A 22,569-nucleotide genomic window follows, 5' to 3' on the forward strand; every position below is an offset into this window, starting at 1 on the left:
AGAGTTTAGATTACAGTCTCTTATAAAATTTATCGGATAATTAATTCTCAAAAAAAAGCCCTGTCAGATTTAGAAACTGACAGGGCTTTTTTGACCTTGTTTATTTATAAATCAAAAATCCTCCTCTCTTTCCAACATCAAAATAGAGTGTTGCGGTACAATAAAGTATTTTTCCCCTTCGTACATTACCTCGTATGAACCGTTGACCAGAAATACTGCCAAATCTCCTTCCTTGGCTTGTAGTGGAATGTATTTGATGCTTTCATCCCGGTCTTTCCATGGTTCATCATCTTCAACGGGTGAAGGGATAGGATAGCCAGGACCTGTTTTGATGATGTAACCTTGTTGTACTTTTTCCTTTTCCTGCACTCCCGGAGGAAGAAAAAGGCCTGAGGAAGTTTTTTCATCCGCTTTACGGAGTTTGATCAGGACCCGGTCGCCGACGATGATCAGTTTTTTCAGTTTGTTATCTGGGGTGAGTTGCATTTTTTTGGCGTTTAGAAATTAAAAGCGAGAAGCTAGTGACAATTTTAGATTGTAAATTTCAGAATTTAGATTTGTGACCGAGAAAACAAGGCAAGACATGCAAACAAGATCATATACAGATAAACTTTATGAATTGCTCTTTCAAATGATTTGTTGCAATGAACACAAAAAAGTCTTGTAATTCGTAAATCGTAATTGTCCCTAGCTTCCCAAAAAAAGAGGCATCCATATCAGATACAGATGCCTTCTTTTGAGTATTGATTTATTTTACTTTTTGTCTTCAGATACTTCTTCGTAGTCCACGTCAGATACGCCATCACCTGATTCAGAGGATGCGCCAGTACCTGCATCTGCAGCGGCACCTTGATCAGCACCTGGCTGAGCGCCTTGGGTTGCATTGTAGATTTCCTGAGAAGCGGCTTCCCAAGCTTTGTTTAGGCCTTCCATTGCGGAATCTATTCCTGTTAAATCTTGGGACTGATGTGCTGATTTTAAAGTTTCCAATGCAGAAGAAATATTGGCTTTGTTGCCATCAGAAAGCTTGTCTCCGTATTCTTTCAATTGCTTTTCGGTAGAGAAAATCAAGCTGTCAGCCTGGTTAAGTTTTTCGATTTTTTCTTTTTCGGCTTTGTCCGATGCAGCGTTGGCTTCTGCTTCCTGTTTCATTCTCTCTATGTCGTCTTGAGACAAACCTGAAGAGGCCTCAATTTTGATCTTCTGCTCTTTACCTGTGCCTTTATCTTTTGCAGACACATTGAGGATACCGTTAGCGTCAATATCGAAAGTTACTTCAATCTGAGGAACCCCTCTTGGTGCTGGAGGAATATCACTCAACTGGAACCTTCCGATTGATCTGTTGTCTTTTGCCAAAGGTCTTTCGCCTTGAAGTACGTGGATGTCCACTGCAGGTTGATTGTCAGCTGCTGTTGAGAATACCTCTGATTTTTTGGATGGAATGGTCGTGTTGGCTTCTATCAATTTGGTGAATACACCACCCATTGTTTCTATACCCAATGAAAGTGGAGTCACATCAAGCAATAATACGTCTTTTACTTCTCCGGTCAATACACCACCCTGAATAGCTGCCCCTATGGCTACAACCTCATCTGGGTTTACACCTTTTGAGGGTTTCTTGCCAAAGAATTTCTCTACTTCTTCCTGAATTTTAGGGATTCGTGTGGAACCACCTACCAAGATAACTTCGTCTATATCAGAAGCTGAAAGTCCTGCATCCTGAAGTGCTTTTTTACAAGGATCCATAGATCTTCTCACCAAATCTTCGGAAAGTTGCTCAAACTTAGATCTGCTCAAGTTTCTAACCAAGTGCTTAGGCCCTGTCTGAGTAGCCGTGATGTAAGGCAAGTTGATCTCAGTAGAAGACGAGCTGGACAATTCGATTTTAGCCTTTTCTGCGGCTTCTTTTAATCTCTGAAGTGCCATTGGGTCTTGTCTCAAGTCAATTTGTTCCTCAGCTTTGAACTCGTCTGCCAACCAGTTGATGATTACTTGGTCAAAGTCATCACCACCCAAGTGAACATCACCATTAGTGGATTTTACCTCAAATACACCATCGCCCAACTCAAGGATAGAAACGTCAAATGTACCACCTCCAAGGTCATACACTGCGATCTTCATGTCCTGATTTTTCTTGTCCATACCATAAGCCAGAGCAGCTGCAGTAGGCTCATTGATGATTCTTTTTACTTCAAGCCCTGCGATTTGACCAGCTTCTTTTGTTGCTTGCCTTTCTGCATCATTGAAGTAGGCCGGTACAGTGATAACTGCTTCGGTTACCTCTTGGCCTAAGAAATCTTCCGCAGTGCTCTTCATTTTTTGAAGGATCATTGCTGAAAGTTCCTGAGGGGTATAAGAACGATCGCCGATTTTCACTACAACGGTGTCGTTAGTCCCTTGCTCTACTTTGTAGGAAGCATGTTTTTTCTCTTCAGATACTTCGGAGAATTTTTTCCCCATGAATCTTTTTACGGAGGAGATGGTGTTGGCCGGATTGGTGATGGCCTGTCTTTTGGCAGGATCACCTACTTTTCTTTCTCCATTACCATTGTCCAAAAAGGCAACAATGGACGGTGTTGTTCTTCTACCTTCGGAGTTTTGGATTACTACCGGCTCATTTCCTTCCATTACGGCTACACATGAGTTGGTTGTACCCAAGTCTATACCTATGATTTTTCCCATGATTATATATTTTTCAGTTATAGATGCTTATTCATTGAACACTTGCTTCATGACAAGGGATGTGCCAATAGAATTATTAAGTGTTTTTGTGTCAGATTGACAGGATTCTGTCAGGTGAGTGTTTCTGATTTCCACAAGATGTCACCTAAGAAGCATCCGAATTGTCAGTTTCATTCCGGCAAAAGATTAGGGTATCCAACTTTTTGTCAAATGGAAAGCAACTTTTGCCGCTGGTTGTGTATCTGAGAGGTATGGTGTCCAGAAATATTAAAAAGGAAAGGTTACGTTGGCTGATGATAGGCCTTATTTGTTGGTTTTTTACTTTTTGGAGCTCTACTGAATCCCTTCCTGTCTTTTCTTTATTGAAGCTTTTTCAATCTGTCTTTTGAAAAATAAGTGTTCCTAAAGGGAATGTGCTTAAATTCACAGTTCGGACAAAAGATTGAAATATGCAGCTACAGGATATTTATATATACCCTATCAAGTCTTTGGGAGGCATCAGGCTTGATTCTTGGGTTTTGGAGGAAAAAGGATTCAAATACGATAGAAGGTGGATGCTAATTGATGAGCGGGGTGTTTTTCTGTCTCAAAGAAAGCATCCAAAAATGGCATTGCTTCAAGTGTCTTTGGGGAAAGATGGGCTTAAGGTAGTTTCGAAAACTGATTCTGAGAATTATTTGGAAATACCGTTTGAATCCAAAGCTGAAGGGAGAACCATGGTTCAAATTTGGGAAGATGAAGTAGAGGCAGAGGTTTTGGAATCTAAATTTTGTACTTGGTTTTCTGATTTTTTAGGTTTTTCAACCCGACTTGTAAGTATGCCTGACAGCACTGAAAGAAAACTCAAACCCAAATATGCTATCAATGATGAGTCAGTCAGCTTTGCTGATGGGATGCCATACTTACTGATAGGTCAATCATCTTTGGATGATCTGAATTCCCGTCTGGAAAAACAGATCCCTATGGATAGGTTTAGGCCCAATCTTGTCTTTTCGGGTGGGAGTGCTTTTGAGGAGGATACTTGGGATTCTTTGAAAATAGGCGACTCGATTTTTAAAGTGACCAAGCCATGCGCCAGGTGTGTGATGACGACTGTTGATCAAGATACTGCCAAAAAGGGGAAGGAGCCTCTCAAGACTCTCTCTTCTTACAGGACAGTCGATAAAAATGTCTTATTTGGTCAAAATATGTTGCTCATAGAAGGGAAAAAGGTGTCGGTGGGAGATGTGTTGATACCCCAAAAAAAGTAAGGCCGGAAACATTCCCGGCCTTTACTTGATAGTTTAGCTTAGTTGATAATTTGGCTGTAGTCAATAATTTTTTAGAAGCTATACCCAACAGTTAGCTTGAAGAATGAAGGTTGGGTCCAACCGCTTTTTGCGATCATATCATCACTTCTTAAGTCTGCACCCGAAGTGAATCTTGCAAAAGCACCTCCATTAGGATCAGCAAATTGAACGTATGGGCCCAATGCTAAATAAAAATCGTATGCAGGATCCTCGGGTTGATTCATTCCTCCTGTAAATCTTAATTGTTCCAGGTGAAGGCCAGCTGAGAAGAAAGGGGAGAATTTGACCCCATAATTGACCCAATAGTGAATATAGTTATTGGTGTTTGGATTGCCGTGATCAAAACCACTATAATACCCGAAGTAAATTTCACCTTCAGTTCTTGCCTTATCTATCCCGATAGTCAGGTTGGGAACTATGCCTTCCCCAAGTACCGGAGTACCTAAGCCTGATGTCAAGCTACCACTAAGTAACCCGATTTGAGGGTTAATATTGATTCCCTCTGCTACTGTGAAGTCCATACCGATACCAAATTCAGTCCAGTTTCCCCAGCTTCCACCGGCAGCTCCTCCAGACCATAAGATCCCATAAAATGTAAAGGCTGATTTTTCACTTAAACTGTAAGACCCTGCAAAAAATGGATAGAACCCGAAGAAAATGTCTGAATTGAGAGTGACATCCATGGAGAATCTGTCGTCATCCTGCGCTTTGGATTCATGTGGTAAGACAATAATCATCACGAAGGCCAATAACATGGTTATTAGACCTGCTTTTGTAAATCTTCTTTTCATAAGTTTAATAGGTTTTGTTGTAAAATAGGTTTTAAAATGAACCAGTATTTATAAAATTAATGTATAAATCCTGAATTCAAGGTTTGAAATTACCTTATATTTTTAAAAATGCAATAGAAATGATTAAAATATGTTAAAAATTTAAGCAATTGAAGTTTTATTAATGACTATGTAAAAACATTACGGAATCGTTATAAAATAAAAAAAGAGGCCTTTTGGGGCCTCTTTGTGGTATTGCTAATGAATTGATGTTTTATTTAAAATTTTTCACGGTTTCTATGAAAATCTTTACCATTTCCGGATTGATGTCGGGATAAACTCCATGTCCCAGGTTGGCTATGTGCCGGCTTCCTCTAAACTGTTCCATCATGTTTCTGGTGGCAGCTTCTACTTGCTTGGGAGAGCCATAAAGAGCTGCTGGATCCAGGTTTCCCTGAAGGGTTTTTCCATTTCCGATCATTTTTCTTGATTCTGCAATTCCCATGTTCCAGTCCAATCCAATAGTTTGGCATTTGAGTTTTGCCATATCCTCTCTTGCAAAGAAAGCACCTTTCGCAAAGACTGTTTTGGGTACTTCAGTAATGGCATCACAGATCTTGGAAATGTAGCGAAGAGAAAATTCCTCGTATTGGTCAGGAGGCAGTATGCCTGCCCAACTGTCAAATAATTGTATTAAGTCCGCACCGGCCTTGATTTGGGCTTTGAGGTAATTGATGGTGCTGTCTGTGATCATCTGCAAAAGCTTATGGGAAAAATCAGGTTGTGTATAGAGCATTGCCCGGGCTTTTGAGAAAGTTTTACTTCCTGAACCTTCGATCATGTAAGCAAAAATAGTCCATGGGGCACCAGCAAAGCCGATCAAAGGAACTCTTCCGTTTAGGGCTTTCTTGGTGATTTTGATGGCGTCAATGACATAACTCAGGTCATCTTCCCCATCTGCAATTCTTAATTTTTTCAGATCGGTTTCCGATTGCACAGTCTTGGGAAACCAAGGGCCTCTTTTTTCAACCATCTCGTAAGGAAGTCCCATGGCCTCTGGGATTACCAGGATATCCGAAAAAATGATAGCAGCATCTACTCCAAGCAGGTCAACAGGTTGGATGGTGACTTCTGCGGCAAGTTCAGGTGTCTGGGCAAGCTCAATAAAACCACTGACACTTTCTCTTACTGCTCTATATTCAGGAAGAATTCTGCCAGCTTGTCTCATCAGCCAAACAGGAGTTCTTTCTGTCTTTTCGCCTTTGGCTGCACGTAATAGTAGGTCGTTTTTCAATTGCATGGCGCAAAGATAAAATAGGAAGCGGATATATCAGGGCTATAATCCAAAACATTCAATTATCTTCTTGCTTTTATTGGAAATAAAAAAATCCCGACATAATCAACAGGTCGGGATTTTAAATAACAAATGGAAGAAGTTTACTTGACTTTCCTCTCTAATTTAATGAAATCTTTTTCTTGGATTCCTGTCATTCTTAGTAGCTCGTCCATATCTGAAAGATCAAGTCTTCCATTAGCAAAATCTACCGGTAGGACAACAATTCTAAATCCTACATCAAGTTTCCAAGAATCATCCAATATTTCCGGATCAAAATTGGTTTCCAGAAAAAGTGCAATATCAAATTCCGTGAAGTCGTAATTATATCTCAAAAAGCCTTCCTCGAAAAAGACCATTTGAGGTAATAGTCTCCATACCCTTACTCCATCAAATGTTTCCCAATTGATGAAAGTCAATACGATATCACTTTCCACTAAAGGCTCTGGAAACTCCAATACTTCAAAATAATCGTTTTCTGCTGTGAAATCCAGTGTTACTTCATAGGCCAGACCAACAAAAGAATCTCCAGGCTGTCCTTGAGGCCCTTGCTGACCCTGCTCACCTTGTGGTCCCTGTGGACCTTGAGGACCCATTGGTCCTTCGCATGCCTGAAATATCAAGGCAAATAGTGCGATTGCTCCAAGTAGTTTTTTCATTTGATTATTTTTTAGCGGTTAAATTTTTGGATGAAATTTAGAATGAGATTTTGCAATCTAATCTCTGATTAAATCCAGTGCAACTTCAAAATTTGAGTTAGGTTAATTTATAGCATGATTGTCCGCTCGCAGGACAGTAGAACCTTTATAATAGAATAAGTCTTTGATTTAAAGCGAATCCCGATAAACCGGGATAAATATCCAATCCCGAAGACTCAGGATGGGATTGATTCAAGACCCACATTAAATAGGTTGCTGATCCAATTGCCGATATACATAATCTATAATTAACTACCAATATATTTGAAAGTTATAGATTTTCCTTTTTTTTGATCATTTTTTGACTCCAATGACACGTACTTTACTTGGGCTGAAAATCTGGTCAATATAGAGGTCAGGAGTTTCTTTGTTATTTTCCAACGCATATGCTTCGATTTTTTTCTGAACCTTTTTTGGTCCAGGCATCACAAACCTATGGCCTTGTATGCTGGCAATTATTGCGTCTGAGCCATCAAAGCTTTTCGAATCCAGCCCATCAACATTCTCTATCCATTGCTTCTCGACTCCCACAAAAACTTCCATGGTATCTAGCTTGCCTGCGGGCTCTATATAGTAGATTGTATTCAGGAATGCCTCAGGATTAGCATTGGCAAATTGCTCCATTTTTTCAAAAGAAGCTTTGAGTTCCGGGTTTTGGGGGGTGCCTTTATAATGAACCCCAACTAATTCAATTTGCCCCAAGTCTTCACTGGAAATTTCAATTTCTTCAAACCCACCAAACATATAAAACCCTATTACTGCTAAAACAAGCATTAAGATTAAAATAAAAAGGAGAGGTTTTTTTGACATGATCTTAGAATATATACCTTACACCAATTGCTCCTTGCAAGCGAAGATGGCCAAATCTATCCAAAAGCTCCATAAATAAACCAATCTCAGCAAATACATTTAACGGGAGATCATCAAAATAATATTCTCCTCCTCCATAAACCTCAGGTCCAAAGTCAATGTTTCTTCTACTATCTCTCAAAGTGTTGATCGGAGAAATCGAAGTGTCTGTATATGCATAGTCAACCCTAACAGATCTAATTTGGGCACCTACTCCCGCATAACCCAAAAGGTATCCTTCCGTGATACCAAATTCGTCGGTAAAATCCTCATTGTACGCAATCCGCCCACTGAGAGAAAGTGCACTTCCTGCGCTATGACCGGAATAAAAGGCATTGGCACTGGGTCGGTTGTTTTCAAAAGATCTGCGGTAATATTGAGCACTGTTTACACCTGCTCTTCCAAAAAGTCCTTCTACTGAGAAGTTTTCATCCAAAAAAGTTTTGTAGGTGATAGAAAGCGGTTCTCCTAATCTTAATCCTACACTAGATTCCTGTGCAAACGTTGCCAATGGAATTAAAGTCATTAATAGTAAAATAATTTTTTTCACACGCTTTTGTTTTTTGTTTTCAACTTGCCTTAACGGGGCAAAATTATGTTCTGTTCTATCAAATTTAGGACCTCATTCAAAGTATTCCCTGAATTTTTTTGTAGTCTTTTGAAAATTAGAGTTTTAATTTTTGACCAAAGAATCAAAAAATTAGAAATAAGGCAGAATCAGCCAATTGCCATTGTTTTTAGCTGCATTTGATGGAGTTGGGCATAGTAGCCTTCTTTCTCTAAAAGGGAATCATGTGTGCCAACCTCTTTGATTTCTCCTTGATGCAGCACAATGATTTTATTGGCTTTCTGAATTGTAGAAAGCCTATGAGCAATGACAATGGAGGTTCTCCCTTTCATCATTTTTTCAATGGCTCCTTGGATCAGTTCTTCCGTCTCTGTATCCACAGATGAAGTGGCTTCATCCAATATAATGATTTCAGGATTGTAGACCATTGCCCGCACAAATGAGATCAATTGCCTTTGTCCTACAGAAAGAGTAGCTCCTCTTTCCATTACATTATAATCCAACCCAGCTGGCAACCTTTCTATAAACTTTTTGGCTCCAACCAATTCCGCAGCTTCCATTACCTGTTTCCTGCTGATATTTGGATTGCCCAAGGTGATGTTGTAATAAATAGTATCAGAAAACAGAAATACATCCTGAAGAACCACACCTATATGTTTTCTCAAAGTATCCAATTCAAACTCACGGATGTCTGTTCCGTCAATTTTGATAGCTCCCTTGTTGATTTCATAAAATCTGCTGATAAGGTTGATGATAGAGGATTTGCCTGCACCGGTGGCTCCTACCAAGGCTACAGTTTCGCCATGTTTGACATCAAAGTTGATGTTTTTCAGTACCCATTCCTCATTATTATAGGCAAACCAGACATTTTCCACGTTGATATTTCCTTTGATCTTCGCCGGACTATAATCTCCCTCATTGGGTATTTGCTCTTTGGATTCCAGGAGTTTGAAAATCCTGGAGGAGCTTACTACACCAAGCTGTAAGGTATTGTACCTGTCGGCAATCATTCTTATTGGTCTGAAAAACAGCTGAAGGTACATGATAAATGAAATCAAAACCCCTACTTGAATATCGGTGTCGAAAACCCCCGTGGCACCGTACCAGACCACTAGCCCTATTCCTATGGCTTGAATGATTTCTGCCACGGGGAAGTAAATGGAATAGTACAGAACTGATTTGATGTGTGCTTTTCTGTGGTCTTTGTTTATTTCTTTGAATTTTTCAAATTCCCGTCCTTCTCTATTGAATATCTGCACGATATTCATTCCGGTGATATGTTCCTGTAAAAAAGAGTTGAGATTCGAAACGGCGTTTCGAACATCGTTAAAAGCTACTTTGATTTTTTCTTTGAAAATGTAGGTGGAAATAATCAGAAGTGGGAGGGTGCATAAACTGACCAAAGTAAGCCTCCAGTCTATGTAAAACATCACTCCTAAGATAGTAACTAGCTGCAGCAGGTCTCCTATAATGGCTGCCAGTCCTTCACTGAAGACATCAGCAAGGGTTTCTATATCAGAAATATTCCGTGTCACCAGTCTACCTATGGGTGTGTTGTCAAAAAACTTAAGTCGCATTTTAAGCAAATGCTTATAAAGCTTAATCCTGATATCTTTGATGATAACCTGACCAATCCATCCTGACAAATAGGTGTGTGCAAACTGAACGATTGCCTGAAGCACTAATAGAAAGACCAATAAATAGATGATTTTTACTAGGCCTGGTCCGTCTCCAACAGCAACATAATCATCTATGGCTACCTGAATAAAATAGGGTCTGGTGGGTGCAAGTATCGCCAATGCAATGGTGAGAAATACTAAAAAATAAAACTGTGCCTTGTAAGGCTGTACAAACCTGTACAGTTTTTTCAGTACTTCGGTGTCTATGATTTCACCGCTTTTGACATTTTCTTTTTCCAGGCTCAATGGGTAGTCTATTTAGATAAATATTTTTTCGGGATACGTGACCCTGCAAAGGTATAGCCCTTGCGCGGGAGCGGATGATTTGGCTTCTTTACGGTTCTTACTTTCTATAATGGTTCTGAAATCTTCAACGGTGATTTTTCCAAGCCCTACTTCCATTAAAGTACCAACGATGGCCCGGACCATTCCGCGCAAAAATCTATTGGCAGTTATATGAAATAACAATTCATGGGCATTTTGTTCCCAGATGGCTTCTTTTATTTCACAGCGAAAATTATTGACTTCTGTTTTCACTTTGCTGAAGCACTCAAAATCATCGTATTCGAGAAGAAGTTTGGCAGCTTGATTCATCAAATCAATGTCTGGATTGCTGTAAATCTGCCAAGAAGATTCCGATTCAAATGGATTTTTCCGCTTGATACAACGGTAAAGGTATTCTCGTTCTACAGCATCAAATCTTGCATGGGCCTCATTTTTAACTTGTATCAGATCGTAAATAGCAATGCTTTTCCCTAAGATTCCATTTAATTTTTTAGTGAACAATTCTTTTTCCAACTCAATGTCTGAATCAAAATGGGCAAAAGTCTGACTGGCATGTACCCCGGTATCGGTTCTTCCACTGCCTACAATAGGAGTGTTTTTTCCCAATAAAACACTCAATGCTTTTTCTATTTCTTCTTGCACCGAATTGGCGTTTTTTTGGATTTGCCATCCATGATAGCCACTTCCTTTATAAGCCAATTCCAGAAAATATCGCTTTGTTTCCATTTTTCTCCTGCAAAGATACTATTCCGCTCCAAAATTAAGCGTCCATTTATACAAACCTTGCGAATCAGAAAATAAGGCGTTTTCTTTGTCAAAATTTAAAAAAGACATGATACAAAGAATTCAGACTGTTTTTCTTTTTTTATTGGCAGTAGCCATGATTTTGGTTTTGATCTTTCCTATATGGCAACAGGTAAACCCTGATCAAACCCAGCTCATGACCCTTACTGCTTGGAGCTTGACAACTATAGATGTAGCCAGTGAAGAGGTCTTGGCCAGCGAATCTAAGGCGATTGTAATAGGCATACTGGCTATTGTTTCAGTTGCATTGGCCCTTTTCAGCATATTTTCATATAAAAATAGAGGAAAACAAATGATGCTCAATATGTTCAATTCCCTTGCGATGGTAGCAAATGTAGGCCTGATCGTCTGGTTTACGCATACTGCCAATGCGGATTTCAATCCTAATGTCAATGGAGCCTTTGTTTTGGGATTTTGGGCGATATTTGCAGCTCTGGTCATGAACATGCTGGCCAACCGCTTCATTCGAAAAGATGAAAAATTAGTCAGATCTGTAGATAGAATCAGGTAATTCAAAGTATTCTAAAAGATAATTAGCCAGCGAGTAAATCCGCTGGCTTTTCTTTTTTAATATTATGTGCCAAAACTTAACGAAATGAAACTTGAAACTATAGCCATTCATGCGGGGAATTATGTCAATGATTCAAATAAACCTGCAGTCCAACCCATTACCACTTCCACTACTTTTCTTCATCAGGAAGATTCTATGGTTTATTCCCGGGCAAACAACCCTAATAGGTTTGCTTTAGAGAACCTTTTGGCAAAGCTGGAGTTCGGAGAAGATGCTGCTTCCTTCTCCTCAGGAAATGCTGCTGGGATGGCTGTCTTTCAGGCTTTGGAGCCGGGAAGTCATATTGTTGCACCTGATGACATGTACCATGGGTTACGGGCTCAGTTGGTTCAAATGTTTCAAGGAATCCACACAGTCAGCTTTGTGGATATGACCAATCCTGAAAATGTAGCAGAAGCAATACTTCCCGAGACAAAATTGGTTTGGGTGGAAACACCTTCAAATCCACTTTTGAAGATTTCTGACATTAGAAAAATTTGTTCAATTGCAGCTGGAAAAAAGGTAAGAGTGGCTTGTGACAACACCTTTGCTTCTCCTGTTTTTCAAAATCCGTTGTTAATTGGAGCAGATATTGTGATGCACAGCAGTACCAAATACCTTGGTGGGCATAGTGATATTCTAGGAGGTGCTTTGGTGGCAAAACATAAAGATGATTTTTGGGAGAAAGTGAAGTTTGTACAAAAAACAGGTGGTGCAGTCCCTTCTCCATTTGATGCCTATCTCCTGTGTAGAAGTATTAAAACATTACCGTACAGGATGAAAGGACATGCGGAGCATGCAGGGATATTGGCAGAATATCTAAACAATCATTCTCAGGTAGAGGCTGTATATTATCCAGGAATAAAATCACATCCCGGACATGAAATTGCGGTCACCCAAATGTCAGGCTTTGGGGGTATGCTTTCTTTCTTGGTCAAAGGTGATGCACTTAGGGCAGATGAGGTCATCGGTAAATTGAAGTATTTCACCAATGCCACAAGCCTGGGAGGCGTAGAAAGTCTGATAGAAAGAAGAGCTGCTTCAGAAGGTCCTGATAGCCTTACTCCTGAAAATCTGATTAGGGTATCGGTCGGGCTAGAGCATATGGACGACCTTTTAATGGATATGGATCAGGCATTATCAAAATAGAAAAAGGCTGTACTAACAGCCTTTTGGGTACTATTTTTTAATATTTAGATAAAAAAACAGGGTGATTAAAGCAACTTGTAGCTAAATGTCTTTAATTCTACCAAATAAATGCATGTTTTTTGATTTTGTAAAATTTTTCACAAATTATTTTCGCCTTTCACAAAATTTTGTGAAAAATCAGGTAGAGAAATGTTTGAGTCTGAAAATGTGTTTTAGGTAATATGGTTAAAAGCAATTTGGCTACCCTGCCCAGCCTTCTCTGTCTAAGCTACGATATTGTATAGCTTCAGCGAGATGTTCCACTTTGATTTCTTTGGATTGGGCTAGGTCAGCGATTGTCCTGGAAACTTTGAGAATACGGTCATAAGCTCTTGCAGAAAGGCCAAGTCTCTCCATGGCTGTTTTCAATAGTGTCTTGCCAGCCTCATTGATTTGACATACCTCCTTGACTACATGAGATGGCATCATGGCATTGCAGAATACATCGGGCTTGTCCTTGAACCTTTCGACCTGGATGTCTCGGCCTATGATGACTCTATCTCTGATAGATTTACTGGATTCAGTTTTTCTGGTAGAGGTCATTTCATCAAATTTCACTGGGGTGACTTCGACATGAAGATCTATTCTGTCCAAAAGTGGGCCACTGACTTTATTCAAATATCTCTGAACGATTCCCGGTCCGCATACACATTCTTTTTCCGGATGATTGTAATATCCACAAGGGCAGGGATTCATGCTTGCAATCAACATGAAGTTTGCCGGATAGTCTACAGAAACTTTTGCCCTTGAAATTGTGACTTTTCTTTCTTCAAGAGGCTGTCTCATGACTTCCAATACGGTTCTTTTGAATTCGGGCAACTCATCTAAAAACAAAACCCCATTGTGAGATAGGGATATTTCCCCCGGTTGTGGGTTTCCACCGCCGCCCACCAAAGCAACATCAGAAATTGTGTGGTGGGGAGATCTGAAAGGCCTTTGAGCGATGAGGGAGGCATTTCTTCCTAGTTTCCCTGCGACAGAATGGATTTTTGTAGTCTCTAGGGCCTCCTGTAAAGTTAATGGGGGGAGAATTGAAGGTAGTCTTTTGGCCAGCATGGTTTTGCCTGCTCCTGGAGGCCCAATCATGATCACATTATGACCACCTGCAGCAGCTATTTCCATAGCCCGCTTGATATTTTCCTGGCCCTGAACATCTGCAAAGTCAAACTCATAGTTTTCAACTGAGTTGAAAAACAAATCCCGGGTATCCGTCACCATTGGGGTGATTTCCATGGTTCCCTCTAAAAAGTCTATGGCCTCGTTAAGTGAATTTACTCCTATGATATCGAGGTTATTGACGATAGAAGCTTCAGGTGCATTTTCTAAAGGCAAGATAAAGCCTTTAAACCCTCTTTTTCTCGCTTCTATGGCTATAGGTAATACTCCCTTTACGGGTCTTAACTGACCGTCAAGAGATAATTCGCCCATGATCACGTATGATTCCAACCCGGGGAAATTTACTTGTTCTGAAGCTTTGAGAATTCCCAGTGCTATGGGCAGGTCGTAGGAAGAACCTTCTTTTCGGATATCGGCGGGTGCCAGGTTGATCACTGCCTTTTGCCTGGGCATGCGATAACCAAAATACTTGAGAGCGGACTCTACCCGCTGTTGGCTCTCTTTTACAGCACTATCAGGAAGACCAACCATGAAAAAACCCGTGCCTTGCCCCACATTAACCTCGATAGTGATCAGCTTGGCATCTACTCCCGATACCGCACTGCCAAAAGTTTTTGCTACCATAAAACAAAATTTTGTTCAATAAAAAAGGAATCCTTGCAGATTCCTAAATTTAACGATTTTGAATTAAAAATCTAATTATTTGAAATTCTGCCTTGGCCTAATTGTAGATGTTTCTTTGCCTTCATCTTTTTGATCGATTTTTCTTTCCAGATTAGTGAGTTTGATCCCTTTTTCAAGATCATACAGTGTGGCCTTCAATTCTTTCTTTTCAGCTTCTTTTTTTGAAATTTCTTCTTCTAGACCATTTCTGACCATTTTGCCAGTACCAAAAGCGATAAGAAAAAGGATTAGTCCTATCAGTAGGAAATATACAACTAGGGTAGAGTTTAGTTCTTCGATCCCAAACAAACCTTTGATACCATTGAAGGAAAGGAAAAACACTAAACTGATTCCGAAAAAAAGAAGCACTAATAGATGTGCTATTTTATTGATTTGTCTCATTGATTTTTGGTTTTTTTGAGTTCTGCTTTGAATATACTAAACAGACTGCATAGTAGAAAGATTCCGATAGAGACCTTCTTGTGCCATGAGTTCATGATGCGTTCCTCTTTGTACAATTTGGCCTTTTTTGATCACAAGGATTTCATCGGCATGTTGGATTGTGCTTAGTCGGTGGGCAATGACCAAGGTAGTTCTGTTGGCCATAAGGTTGGTCAGGGCTTCTTGGACCAGTTTTTCAGATTGTGAATCCAAAGCAGAGGTGGCTTCATCCAAAATCAGAATAGGTGGGTTTTTCAAAACTGCACGGGCTATACTCAACCTTTGTCTTTGGCCACCGGAAAGTTTGGACCCTCTTTCTCCAATGTTGGTTTGATAGCCATTTTCCAGTTGGACAATAAACTCATGGGCATTTGCGATTTTAGCAGCTTCCAACACTTCTTCTTCTGAGATGTTTTTTAGGCCAAAAGCAATATTGTTGAATACTGTATCATTGAATAAAATGGATTCTTGTGTCACAATTCCCATCAAAGACCTTAATCCCAAAATATCAAGGTCCCTGATATCTTCTCCATCTAGGGTAATTTTTCCCGAGCTAGGGTCGTAAAACCGGGGCAATAAATCAGCAATTGTTGATTTTCCTCCTCCTGATGGACCCACCAGTGCGACTGTTTTTCCTTTTTCCAGCCTGAAATTGATATCTTTCAGGACGGTTTCTTTTTCGTATTTGAAGGAAATTTTATCGAAAATAACTTCCAACTTAAAATCTTGAATTTTTTTGGAATTGACTTTATTGCTGATTTGACTTTTGGTATCCACCACTTCAAAGATTCTGTCTGCCGAGGCTAAGCCCCTCTGTATACTGCTGGCAGCCTTGGAGATTTCTTTGGCTGGATTTAGAACTTGGGTAAATATGATAATATAGGTGATGAAATCAGAAGCACTCAACTCTGAACTATTGCTCAAGACCAAATTTCCTCCATAGACCAAGATGCCAGCTACCACGGATACTCCCAAAAACTGTGAAATAGGCGAGGCCAGCTCATTTTTTTTAGCCATGGATACATTCACATTTGAATAAAACTCTGTTTCCTTGTCAAATTTTTCTTCTACATACTTCTGGGCCCCAAAAGCCTTGATGACCCGCATTCCTGAAATGGTTTCATCTAAAATATTGACAATCCGCCCCAATGATTCCTGACTTTCTATGGCTTTTTTTCGGAGTCTTTTGGTAATCGTACCGATGATGGCTCCTGAAATGGGAATCACCAATATGGTGAATAAGGTCAGCTTGACCGACATCATAAAGAGTACAGCAAAATAGAGAATAATGGTTGCAGGTTCTTTAAAAACGACTTTCAAAGACTGAACGACCATATTTTCTACCTCTTGGATGTCATTCGTGATTTTGGACATTAGATCACCCTTTCTTTCGTTGGAAAAATAGCCAATGTGCATTCCGGATACACGGGTGAAGATCCTCAACCTCATTTTTTGGATGATTTCAGCCCTGACCTTAGCGAGGACTACTCCTGACAGATAGGTGAATAGGTTGGAAAGAAAAACCGAAATGACTATGATCAGACAGACATAGACCAATGTGCCAAATTTTCCGTAAGTTTCTGCGGTCTGGAGAAAATAGTAATTGAACAAATGGATGAAATAATCCAAGGAAAAGGCAAAGTCTGGCTTGATAAGATACCTGCTCATTGCTTCTGGTTCCACCTGTTCGAATATCACATCAAAAAGTGGCTTAAGAAGCGTGAAATTCAATAAGCCAAAAATGATGGCGAGTAAAGTATAAATAATATAAACAGGGAAGTACCTTCTGTAAGGTTTGGCGAAGGATAGTATCCTGAGGTAAGTCTGCATTCGGTCAATTACGGTTTAAGGCCGCAAGTTAAACATTTTAAACCCAAAACAGGAGGCATTAGTAGTTGAAGTCATTTCGCGTCATGTTTACCCTAAGGGAGAGTTGCGTGAAGGAAGTATTTCTGGTTTGCTCTTCATTTTCCACACTCTGGGTTCTAACTGAATGGCTGAAGTCTAAAAACACATTCTGCCTTACCATGTAGCTTAGGTTGAGATTGGCCATCAAGACCCTGTTTTCTACACCTTGGCCAATAACATTTCCAAACAGACCAATCCCTGTATTTGGACTCATTCGGTTTTTCAATACATTTTTCCCGAAGTTCACCTCTTCAGATGGGTCATCACCAAAATACTGATAAAGAGCAGTCAGATTTGTGAAAAATCTCGGTGCAGGCTGATAACGAACTATGGCAACTGCCTCCCGGAAGTTTGCACCTAGTGGATGTGCTAAAGGGGTACGGTAATTGGTGAAAGACTGATTTTCGAATTTTTCCTGATAGGTATAAGGTCTTACCTGATTGTATTCCAATTGCAGGTCGAGATTGCTCACTTTGAAAGCATTGATGTATTTGTAGCCTGCCTGTAGTGCGTGTTTGTTTCGGATTGAATTTGGTCCATCTATGCCAAAAAACTCCCCAAACACAAACTCATCCAGCACAAACTGCCCATAAAATTGCATGCCTGGTGTAAAATTCCATTTAAGATCAGTTCCCAACATGACTTTATCCGGAGTTCCCAATTGATGCTCTACCCATCGGTAAAAAATCAGTGGATTCAGGTAATTCCAGTCAAATTCATTTTTCATGACCGATTCAAAAACACCCACATTTAAATTTTTACCGATATTGATGCCAAGCCTGTGGTGGGAAAACCACTTTTGTGGATATCTATCGTCTGTAGGCCTTCCTGCAAAGTCATAAGTCACATCAGCTGTTTTTTGAGACCATAGGTTGGTAAGGTTGAATTTCCAGATTTTGGTGTTGAGTTTGACAAAGACATATGGATTGGAAAAATCAGAAATGATCAGCGACCGGTAACCTTCCCCAACAAAATTTCGATCATGTCCAAATTGTGCCTGAATACTTTTGCTGATGTTGAAATTCACATGACCCATAGCGGAGAAGTAGCCGTATCCTTCCCCCTCGTACCTTTTCCAAAACCCTTCTCCGGGTACAGCACCGTTCTGTTCCACATATTCTTTTACCCAGGAGGGAAAAATGGTCTGTGTAGTAGTGAAATAGGTGTAGAAAGAGACTTTTCGGTCAATACTTCCCCTGAATTCAACCCCTCTACTGTTTCTCATTCGGAAATTCTCCTGATTAGGCTCCATACCTCCTGAAAGGTATATGACCGGATTGATGTGGAAATCAAAAATAGAGTCTCTATAATGGAAAAAATCAGAAGGTTTTCTGTAGAGGCCTCCAAGAAGGGGCTTTTTGGAGTTTTCTGTTTCCCTGTCTATAAACTCCCAGTTGTCATTGCTCAGGTAGTTAAGATTAAACCTGTCTGCATTTGATTGTATGAGCTTCCCCGTAGCCAAAGTGTCCAAGTAGGAAGCAACCTGGTCCCTTCTATAAGGCTTGAATCCAGTGTGGAAAATAGGATTGTTTTTGCCTTCCAAAATTTCATAGCGTTCGATCAGGTGATAATAATCCCTGTTGTAGGGGATGTAGGCACCTTGTCCAAATGAATTTTCACTGAAAAATAGCAAAATCGAACAAGCGAAAAGCAATTTGTTTTTCATGCGGGGTTAAGCTAGATTGTTGTAAAGCTAAAAAAAACAGGTGATAAAGAAAGTACCCCCTGTTTTTTGTTTTGGAATGAAAAAAAGAAACTCTCAGCACCCCCTTTTAAATTTAATTTCCCAGAATTTTCAAACATTCGCTTAAAGGTTTGCCGGAGATATGAATACATTGGCAAAACTCCTGACCTATCAGTTCATTTTCTGTATTGGTAAATTGGGAATTACAGTCTTTGAAGGAATTTCGGGGCATAACAGAATATCCAAAATGAGCTAGCCAAACCGTAAAGCACATCGTGGAAAAAACTCCTATGAAGAATACCACAGGAAATTTTGTTTCATATTTTTTTGGCTTAGGAAGGGAGACTGTATTTGAGTGGCAGTTGAATGGAAGGATGTATTTCAGCTTGTCATAGTGCCAGGCCAGAATGTAGAGATTGGCCAATACCATTAAAGGTGAGCTGACGAATGAGCCTTCAAACCGCACTGCAAAAGAAAGGATCCAGATATTTACAATAATGGGTAAATAGATCATTGCCCCCAAGAGTACTGTTTGGGGAATTAATAAAAATATCCCTGCCACCACCTGGGCGTATCCGATAAATGTATAATAGTATCCTGTATGGTGCAAAGCTTCCAAGTAGGCTCCCATGGGATGAAGTTCCGACAATCCGCTTGCAAATCTTTCCCCGAAGATCTTCACCAAGCCTGCCGCAATGAATGCAAAAGCCAGGAGAGCTCTGCAGATGATATACAATATCCAATGCCACCGATTTTGCTTGATGCTTCTATAATAATCTTCCAATTTGGAGAAAATTAAGGTAAGTGTTGCTTCTTGCTTTTTCATGTAGATAAAATGAAATAACACTTAAGTTTTTTAATCCCAGTGACCGGTAATTGCAAAAGCCATCACGGCCGAAATCCAAAGTGCAACAAAATAAAATATTGTGCAGAAGATGATGGCAATAAGTTGTCTGTTTCCGGAAGGAAACCAATAAAAACCCATCAAATAGAAAAATACCCCTCCAAATGCCCCTCCTGAAGGAATGATAATTAGTGGAAAAAACATCCAGAGTTCAAGTTGATCTTCTTTTGAAATGATCATGGTAATAAGCCCTATAAGTGGAATTGCTGCTCCAAAAAGGGCCGAAAGGAAAGCGTTTTTGACTACTTGTTTTTGGGGAAATTCTGCTGAAGGTTTCATAGTGTTTTGATAGGGATAAGGTTAATTCACTTTGGATTTCAAAGTAGATGGATAAATTTTTTTAGAGTTTATTTTCATGGATAAGATTTTCAAGAAAATCCAGGTGCGATTGAAAAGCTTTTTTTCCAGCCTTTGTTGCGGAATAATTGGTTAGGGGTTTTCTTCCCTGAAATGATTTTTCCACTAATATGTATCCGGAATTTTCCAGGTTTTTGAGGTGAGAAGCAAGGTTGCCATCAGTTACTTCAAGCAGCTCTTTGAAGGAATTGAAGTCGTATCGTTCATTGACCATCAGGACAGACATGACCCTGAGCCGGATTACATTTTCGAAAGCCTTGTCGTAGTTTCCTTTCACTTTATCTTTCGTATTTGAAGTACATGATACTGCCATACAGGATATGGAGGACACCGAAACCTATTGCCCAGAAGAAAAGTCCAAAAGCAGGGAAAAAGGCAGCCAAAATACCTAAAACAACTTGACCAAACCCTAGGTACCTGATATCATTCAAAGTAAACAGTGATGCCTGTATCAGTCCTATACCATAAAAGAGTAAAGTAGAGGAAGCAATCAATTCGAATTGTCCCAAGTGTAAGAGAGCAAAACAGAATAATGCCCCAAGGGTGACCGGTAGGAATAGCGCGGTTAGAAATCTTTTCCCTGCGGGTGTCCATAGTTTGCTGGAAGTACGTCGGCTGTTTTTTTGGCTCAAAAAATAGGCTGTAAAAATGGATAATAGGAGTACAGAAATGCCAATCCAAACGATACTGCTTATTCTCCCGGAAATTGCATCTGTAAGGTTTGATGTAGTCAAATTGGGTCTAGCTACCCAATAATATATCAGTGAAGCTCCTAATAAGGCATAAATGCCGGCCATGATTCCGGACAATCCACTCAAGGAAAGGAATTTGATACTCCTTTCCATCATTGACTTGATTTCTGATAGTTCTTGCTGAGGGTTTTTCATTTAGAAAGTACTTTGAAATACAAAGTAAAATCAAATAATAATATCTTGTATGCATTTCCAAAAGAAATTTTTTGAAATGGCTAAGGTTAAATTAAATTATATGCTTTCAATACCCTCAAACAATTCGTCAAGATCAAGAACAAACCCTTGGATGCATTTGGAAGCAACATGATCTCCAAGCGTAAAAAGCTTTGATGGAACATACTTTCCATGTATCAAAGCGTACACCAAAAGTGTTTTTTCATACGGGTGTATGATCCAGTATTCCTTGACACCGCTTTCCTCGTAGACCTCATATTTGTTTTGGAGTTCCTTTTTATTGTTGGAAGGAGAAAGGATTTCCATAATCAGGTCAGGGGCGCCCACACAGCCCAGGTCATCCAATTTTTCTGGATCACAGACCACACAGATATCCGGTTGCACCACGGTATTGATGTCTTGATGTTTTTTGGACTTGACAGGAAGACGCACATCGAATGGGGCAGAGAAAACTTTACATTTCTTCTTTTCTAGTTTGAGATATAATTTAAAAAATATTCTACCCGATATTTCCTGATGAATTCTTCTAGGAGCAGCGGCTGCCTGTCTAAAAACTTTTCCTTTGATCAATTCGACCATATGGTCAATTTCCCATGTCAGATAGTCTGCATAGGTGTAGCTGCCATATTCGGAATAGGGCTCTTTAAAGAGGTTTTTTTCATCTTCCATTTCCATAGGTTTAATTTAAGAAAAATTAAGATCGGGCAGAAAGTATTTTTAAGTATGTTGAACATCTAGTAAAATTAATAAATTAGTCAATTGTTTTTGATATCTGTCATTTAATTTCTAAGTTGGTTTAGTTTTCTTGGATAATCAATGGTGAAATTATTACGAATATTTTCCGCTCTGGTAATCTTTTTGATCAGCCAACAGTCCTTTTCTCAAAATTCTGAAGGCAGATCTTTCTTTAAGAATAATTATTACCCGGATTATCCTGTTGTTTTATTGAGAGAGAATTTCTTTGGTAACCCCGTCTATTTTATTGAAGGAGAAAAGGTCAGTGCTAGAGAAGTCCGTGCCTACATGGAGATCATGCCGGGAGATGCCAATGATTTTTCCCAAACCCATACCAAAGCCTTGACAGGAACGGGGGTTTTATTAACTGGACAAGCTGTTGTTTTAGGCGCCTTAGGTTATGCCTATGACAACAGAAACAGGTTGAACAATCAGATTGTGTTGAATTGGTTTGTTGCTACAACAGCTGGTGGTGTAGGTGGAGCTATAGGCAGATCGATGAACCGACAAGGGGTCAGGAAGATCAATGGTCTGATTGATAACCACAATTACTTGATTAGACAGGAAGACTTGAACAAGCCATATTTGAAAATGGACTTTAGGAGTAATTTTCTGGGCGAAAAAATAGACATTTATGATGGTCCAAACTTGTTAAGTAAAGATCGAATTGATCTATACAAAGAAACATATCCAGAATTTGCTGAATACTACAGGAAGTCACAGCGCAATCAGAATTGGAGTTTGGCCATTGGGATTTTGGATTTGGCTTCTACTTTTGTATTCGTTGGCTATATACTCTCTCCGCAGATACAATCTTCCGCTCCTAGTAACTTGTTATTGCCACTGACGATTGCTAGTTTTGGTACAACTATTTCTGGAGGGATTTTCAGAAGGGCGGCCAGAAACCAAACCCGTATGGCATTGATGAAATTCAATTTTGGAGAAGAATTTAGGGAACCTTAAGCTAATTTTTTACTCAAAGGGTTAAGTGATTGAACGCTCGCTTATTGGTTTTGTACGACTAATAGCAAGATTCTTTGCAGACTGAATAACTCAGAGCCAAATATTTTTTGGTTCAATTTGGATACATTTGGAAAAAGGGATAACTTTGTGCCTCATTTCAGAAAAGCGATCTAAGAT

At 39.7% G+C, this 22,569-nt stretch carries 22 protein-coding genes; 4 read left to right on the forward strand and 18 right to left on the reverse strand.

Annotation, left to right across the window (positions count from 1 at the left end; genetic code table 11):
• Window positions 1-111: 111 nt before the first annotated feature.
• Both A33Q_RS03315 and dnaK read right to left on the reverse strand, forming a co-directional pair.
• Window positions 112-486, reverse strand: coding sequence for a co-chaperone GroES (locus A33Q_RS03315; protein WP_009035815.1), 375 nt, complete (start codon window positions 484-486; stop codon window positions 112-114).
• Window positions 487-753: 267 nt separating this feature from the next.
• The gene (gene dnaK, locus A33Q_RS03320) at window positions 754-2,682 is read right to left on the reverse strand and encodes a molecular chaperone DnaK (protein ID WP_016254586.1); all 1,929 of its coding nucleotides are present in this window, start codon (window positions 2,680-2,682) and stop codon (window positions 754-756) included.
• 449 nt (window positions 2,683-3,131) lie between these two features.
• On the opposite strand from dnaK, the gene A33Q_RS03330 reads away from it, so the two are divergent.
• The gene (locus tag A33Q_RS03330; protein ID WP_009035817.1) at window positions 3,132-3,932 is read left to right on the forward strand and encodes an MOSC domain-containing protein; all 801 of its coding nucleotides are present in this window, start codon (window positions 3,132-3,134) and stop codon (window positions 3,930-3,932) included.
• Window positions 3,933-4,003: 71 nt separating this feature from the next.
• Here A33Q_RS03330 and A33Q_RS03335 read toward each other — a convergent pair whose 3' ends face one another.
• The 7 genes from A33Q_RS03335 to truA form a co-directional block, all read right to left on the reverse strand.
• Window positions 4,004-4,762, reverse strand: a complete 759-nt coding sequence (locus tag A33Q_RS03335; RefSeq protein ID WP_009035818.1) for a DUF6733 family protein — start codon at window positions 4,760-4,762, stop codon at window positions 4,004-4,006.
• Window positions 4,763-5,015: 253 nt separating this feature from the next.
• Window positions 5,016-6,041 (reverse strand): uroporphyrinogen decarboxylase, encoded by a 1,026-nt coding sequence (gene hemE, locus A33Q_RS03340; RefSeq protein ID WP_009035819.1) that lies wholly within the window; start codon window positions 6,039-6,041, stop codon window positions 5,016-5,018.
• A 137-nt stretch (window positions 6,042-6,178) separates the two neighbouring features.
• Entirely contained in the window at window positions 6,179-6,733 is a 555-nt protein-coding gene (locus tag A33Q_RS03345) for a hypothetical protein (RefSeq protein ID WP_009035820.1), read from the reverse strand.
• Window positions 6,734-7,066: 333 nt separating this feature from the next.
• Window positions 7,067-7,582 carry an AraC family transcriptional regulator gene (locus A33Q_RS03350; RefSeq protein WP_040489818.1) on the reverse strand — a complete coding sequence of 172 codons (516 nt, stop codon included), beginning with the start codon at window positions 7,580-7,582 and terminating at the stop codon, window positions 7,067-7,069.
• Window positions 7,583-7,586: 4 nt separating this feature from the next.
• Window positions 7,587-8,171 (reverse strand): hypothetical protein, encoded by a 585-nt coding sequence (locus A33Q_RS03355; protein ID WP_016254588.1) that lies wholly within the window; start codon window positions 8,169-8,171, stop codon window positions 7,587-7,589.
• Between the two features lie 167 nt (window positions 8,172-8,338).
• A complete protein-coding gene (locus A33Q_RS03360) occupies window positions 8,339-10,114 on the reverse strand; it encodes an ABC transporter ATP-binding protein (protein ID WP_009035823.1) in 1,776 nt (591 codons plus the stop codon).
• A 12-nt stretch (window positions 10,115-10,126) separates the two neighbouring features.
• Window positions 10,127-10,879, reverse strand: a complete 753-nt coding sequence (gene truA, locus A33Q_RS03365) for a tRNA pseudouridine(38-40) synthase TruA (protein ID WP_009035824.1) — start codon at window positions 10,877-10,879, stop codon at window positions 10,127-10,129.
• Window positions 10,880-10,985: 106 nt separating this feature from the next.
• Here truA and A33Q_RS03370 point away from each other — a divergent pair, with 106 nt between their 5' ends.
• On the forward strand, window positions 10,986-11,468 hold the full coding sequence (locus tag A33Q_RS03370; RefSeq protein ID WP_009035825.1) for a DUF4293 domain-containing protein: 483 nt from the start codon (window positions 10,986-10,988) through the stop codon (window positions 11,466-11,468).
• Between the two features lie 84 nt (window positions 11,469-11,552).
• Window positions 11,553-12,656 carry a trans-sulfuration enzyme family protein gene (locus A33Q_RS03375; RefSeq protein WP_009035826.1) on the forward strand — a complete coding sequence of 368 codons (1,104 nt, stop codon included), beginning with the start codon at window positions 11,553-11,555 and terminating at the stop codon, window positions 12,654-12,656.
• A 240-nt stretch (window positions 12,657-12,896) separates the two neighbouring features.
• Here A33Q_RS03375 and A33Q_RS03380 read toward each other — a convergent pair whose 3' ends face one another.
• From A33Q_RS03380 to A33Q_RS03420, 9 genes are all read right to left on the reverse strand, one after another.
• Complete coding sequence (locus A33Q_RS03380; protein ID WP_009035827.1) at window positions 12,897-14,435, reverse strand: YifB family Mg chelatase-like AAA ATPase; 1,539 nt, start codon at window positions 14,433-14,435, stop codon at window positions 12,897-12,899.
• 75 nt (window positions 14,436-14,510) lie between these two features.
• Complete coding sequence (locus A33Q_RS03385) at window positions 14,511-14,876, reverse strand: hypothetical protein (protein ID WP_009035828.1); 366 nt, start codon at window positions 14,874-14,876, stop codon at window positions 14,511-14,513.
• 36 nt (window positions 14,877-14,912) lie between these two features.
• Window positions 14,913-16,745, reverse strand: coding sequence for an ABC transporter ATP-binding protein (locus A33Q_RS03390; protein WP_009035829.1), 1,833 nt, complete (start codon window positions 16,743-16,745; stop codon window positions 14,913-14,915).
• Between the two features lie 58 nt (window positions 16,746-16,803).
• Window positions 16,804-18,489, reverse strand: a complete 1,686-nt coding sequence (locus A33Q_RS03395) for a hypothetical protein (protein ID WP_009035830.1) — start codon at window positions 18,487-18,489, stop codon at window positions 16,804-16,806.
• A 112-nt stretch (window positions 18,490-18,601) separates the two neighbouring features.
• Window positions 18,602-19,333, reverse strand: a complete 732-nt coding sequence (locus A33Q_RS03400) for a hypothetical protein (protein WP_040489820.1) — start codon at window positions 19,331-19,333, stop codon at window positions 18,602-18,604.
• 30 nt (window positions 19,334-19,363) lie between these two features.
• Complete coding sequence (locus tag A33Q_RS03405; RefSeq protein ID WP_009035832.1) at window positions 19,364-19,690, reverse strand: hypothetical protein; 327 nt, start codon at window positions 19,688-19,690, stop codon at window positions 19,364-19,366.
• A 61-nt stretch (window positions 19,691-19,751) separates the two neighbouring features.
• Entirely contained in the window at window positions 19,752-20,045 is a 294-nt protein-coding gene (locus A33Q_RS03410) for a winged helix-turn-helix domain-containing protein (protein WP_009035833.1), read from the reverse strand.
• Window position 20,046: 1 nt separating this feature from the next.
• Complete coding sequence (locus A33Q_RS03415) at window positions 20,047-20,655, reverse strand: hypothetical protein (RefSeq protein WP_009035834.1); 609 nt, start codon at window positions 20,653-20,655, stop codon at window positions 20,047-20,049.
• Window positions 20,656-20,751: 96 nt separating this feature from the next.
• Window positions 20,752-21,369 carry a Uma2 family endonuclease gene (locus tag A33Q_RS03420; RefSeq protein WP_009035835.1) on the reverse strand — a complete coding sequence of 206 codons (618 nt, stop codon included), beginning with the start codon at window positions 21,367-21,369 and terminating at the stop codon, window positions 20,752-20,754.
• A gap of 141 nt (window positions 21,370-21,510) precedes the next feature.
• Between A33Q_RS03420 and A33Q_RS03425 the strand changes: the two genes are divergently transcribed.
• The gene (locus A33Q_RS03425; protein ID WP_009035836.1) at window positions 21,511-22,392 is read left to right on the forward strand and encodes a hypothetical protein; all 882 of its coding nucleotides are present in this window, start codon (window positions 21,511-21,513) and stop codon (window positions 22,390-22,392) included.
• The last annotated feature ends 177 nt before the right edge of the window (window positions 22,393-22,569 follow it).

Origin of the sequence: Indibacter alkaliphilus LW1, from assembly GCF_000295935.2 — a bacterium.
GTDB classification, from domain to species: Bacteria; Bacteroidota; Bacteroidia; order Cytophagales; family Cyclobacteriaceae; genus Indibacter; species Indibacter alkaliphilus.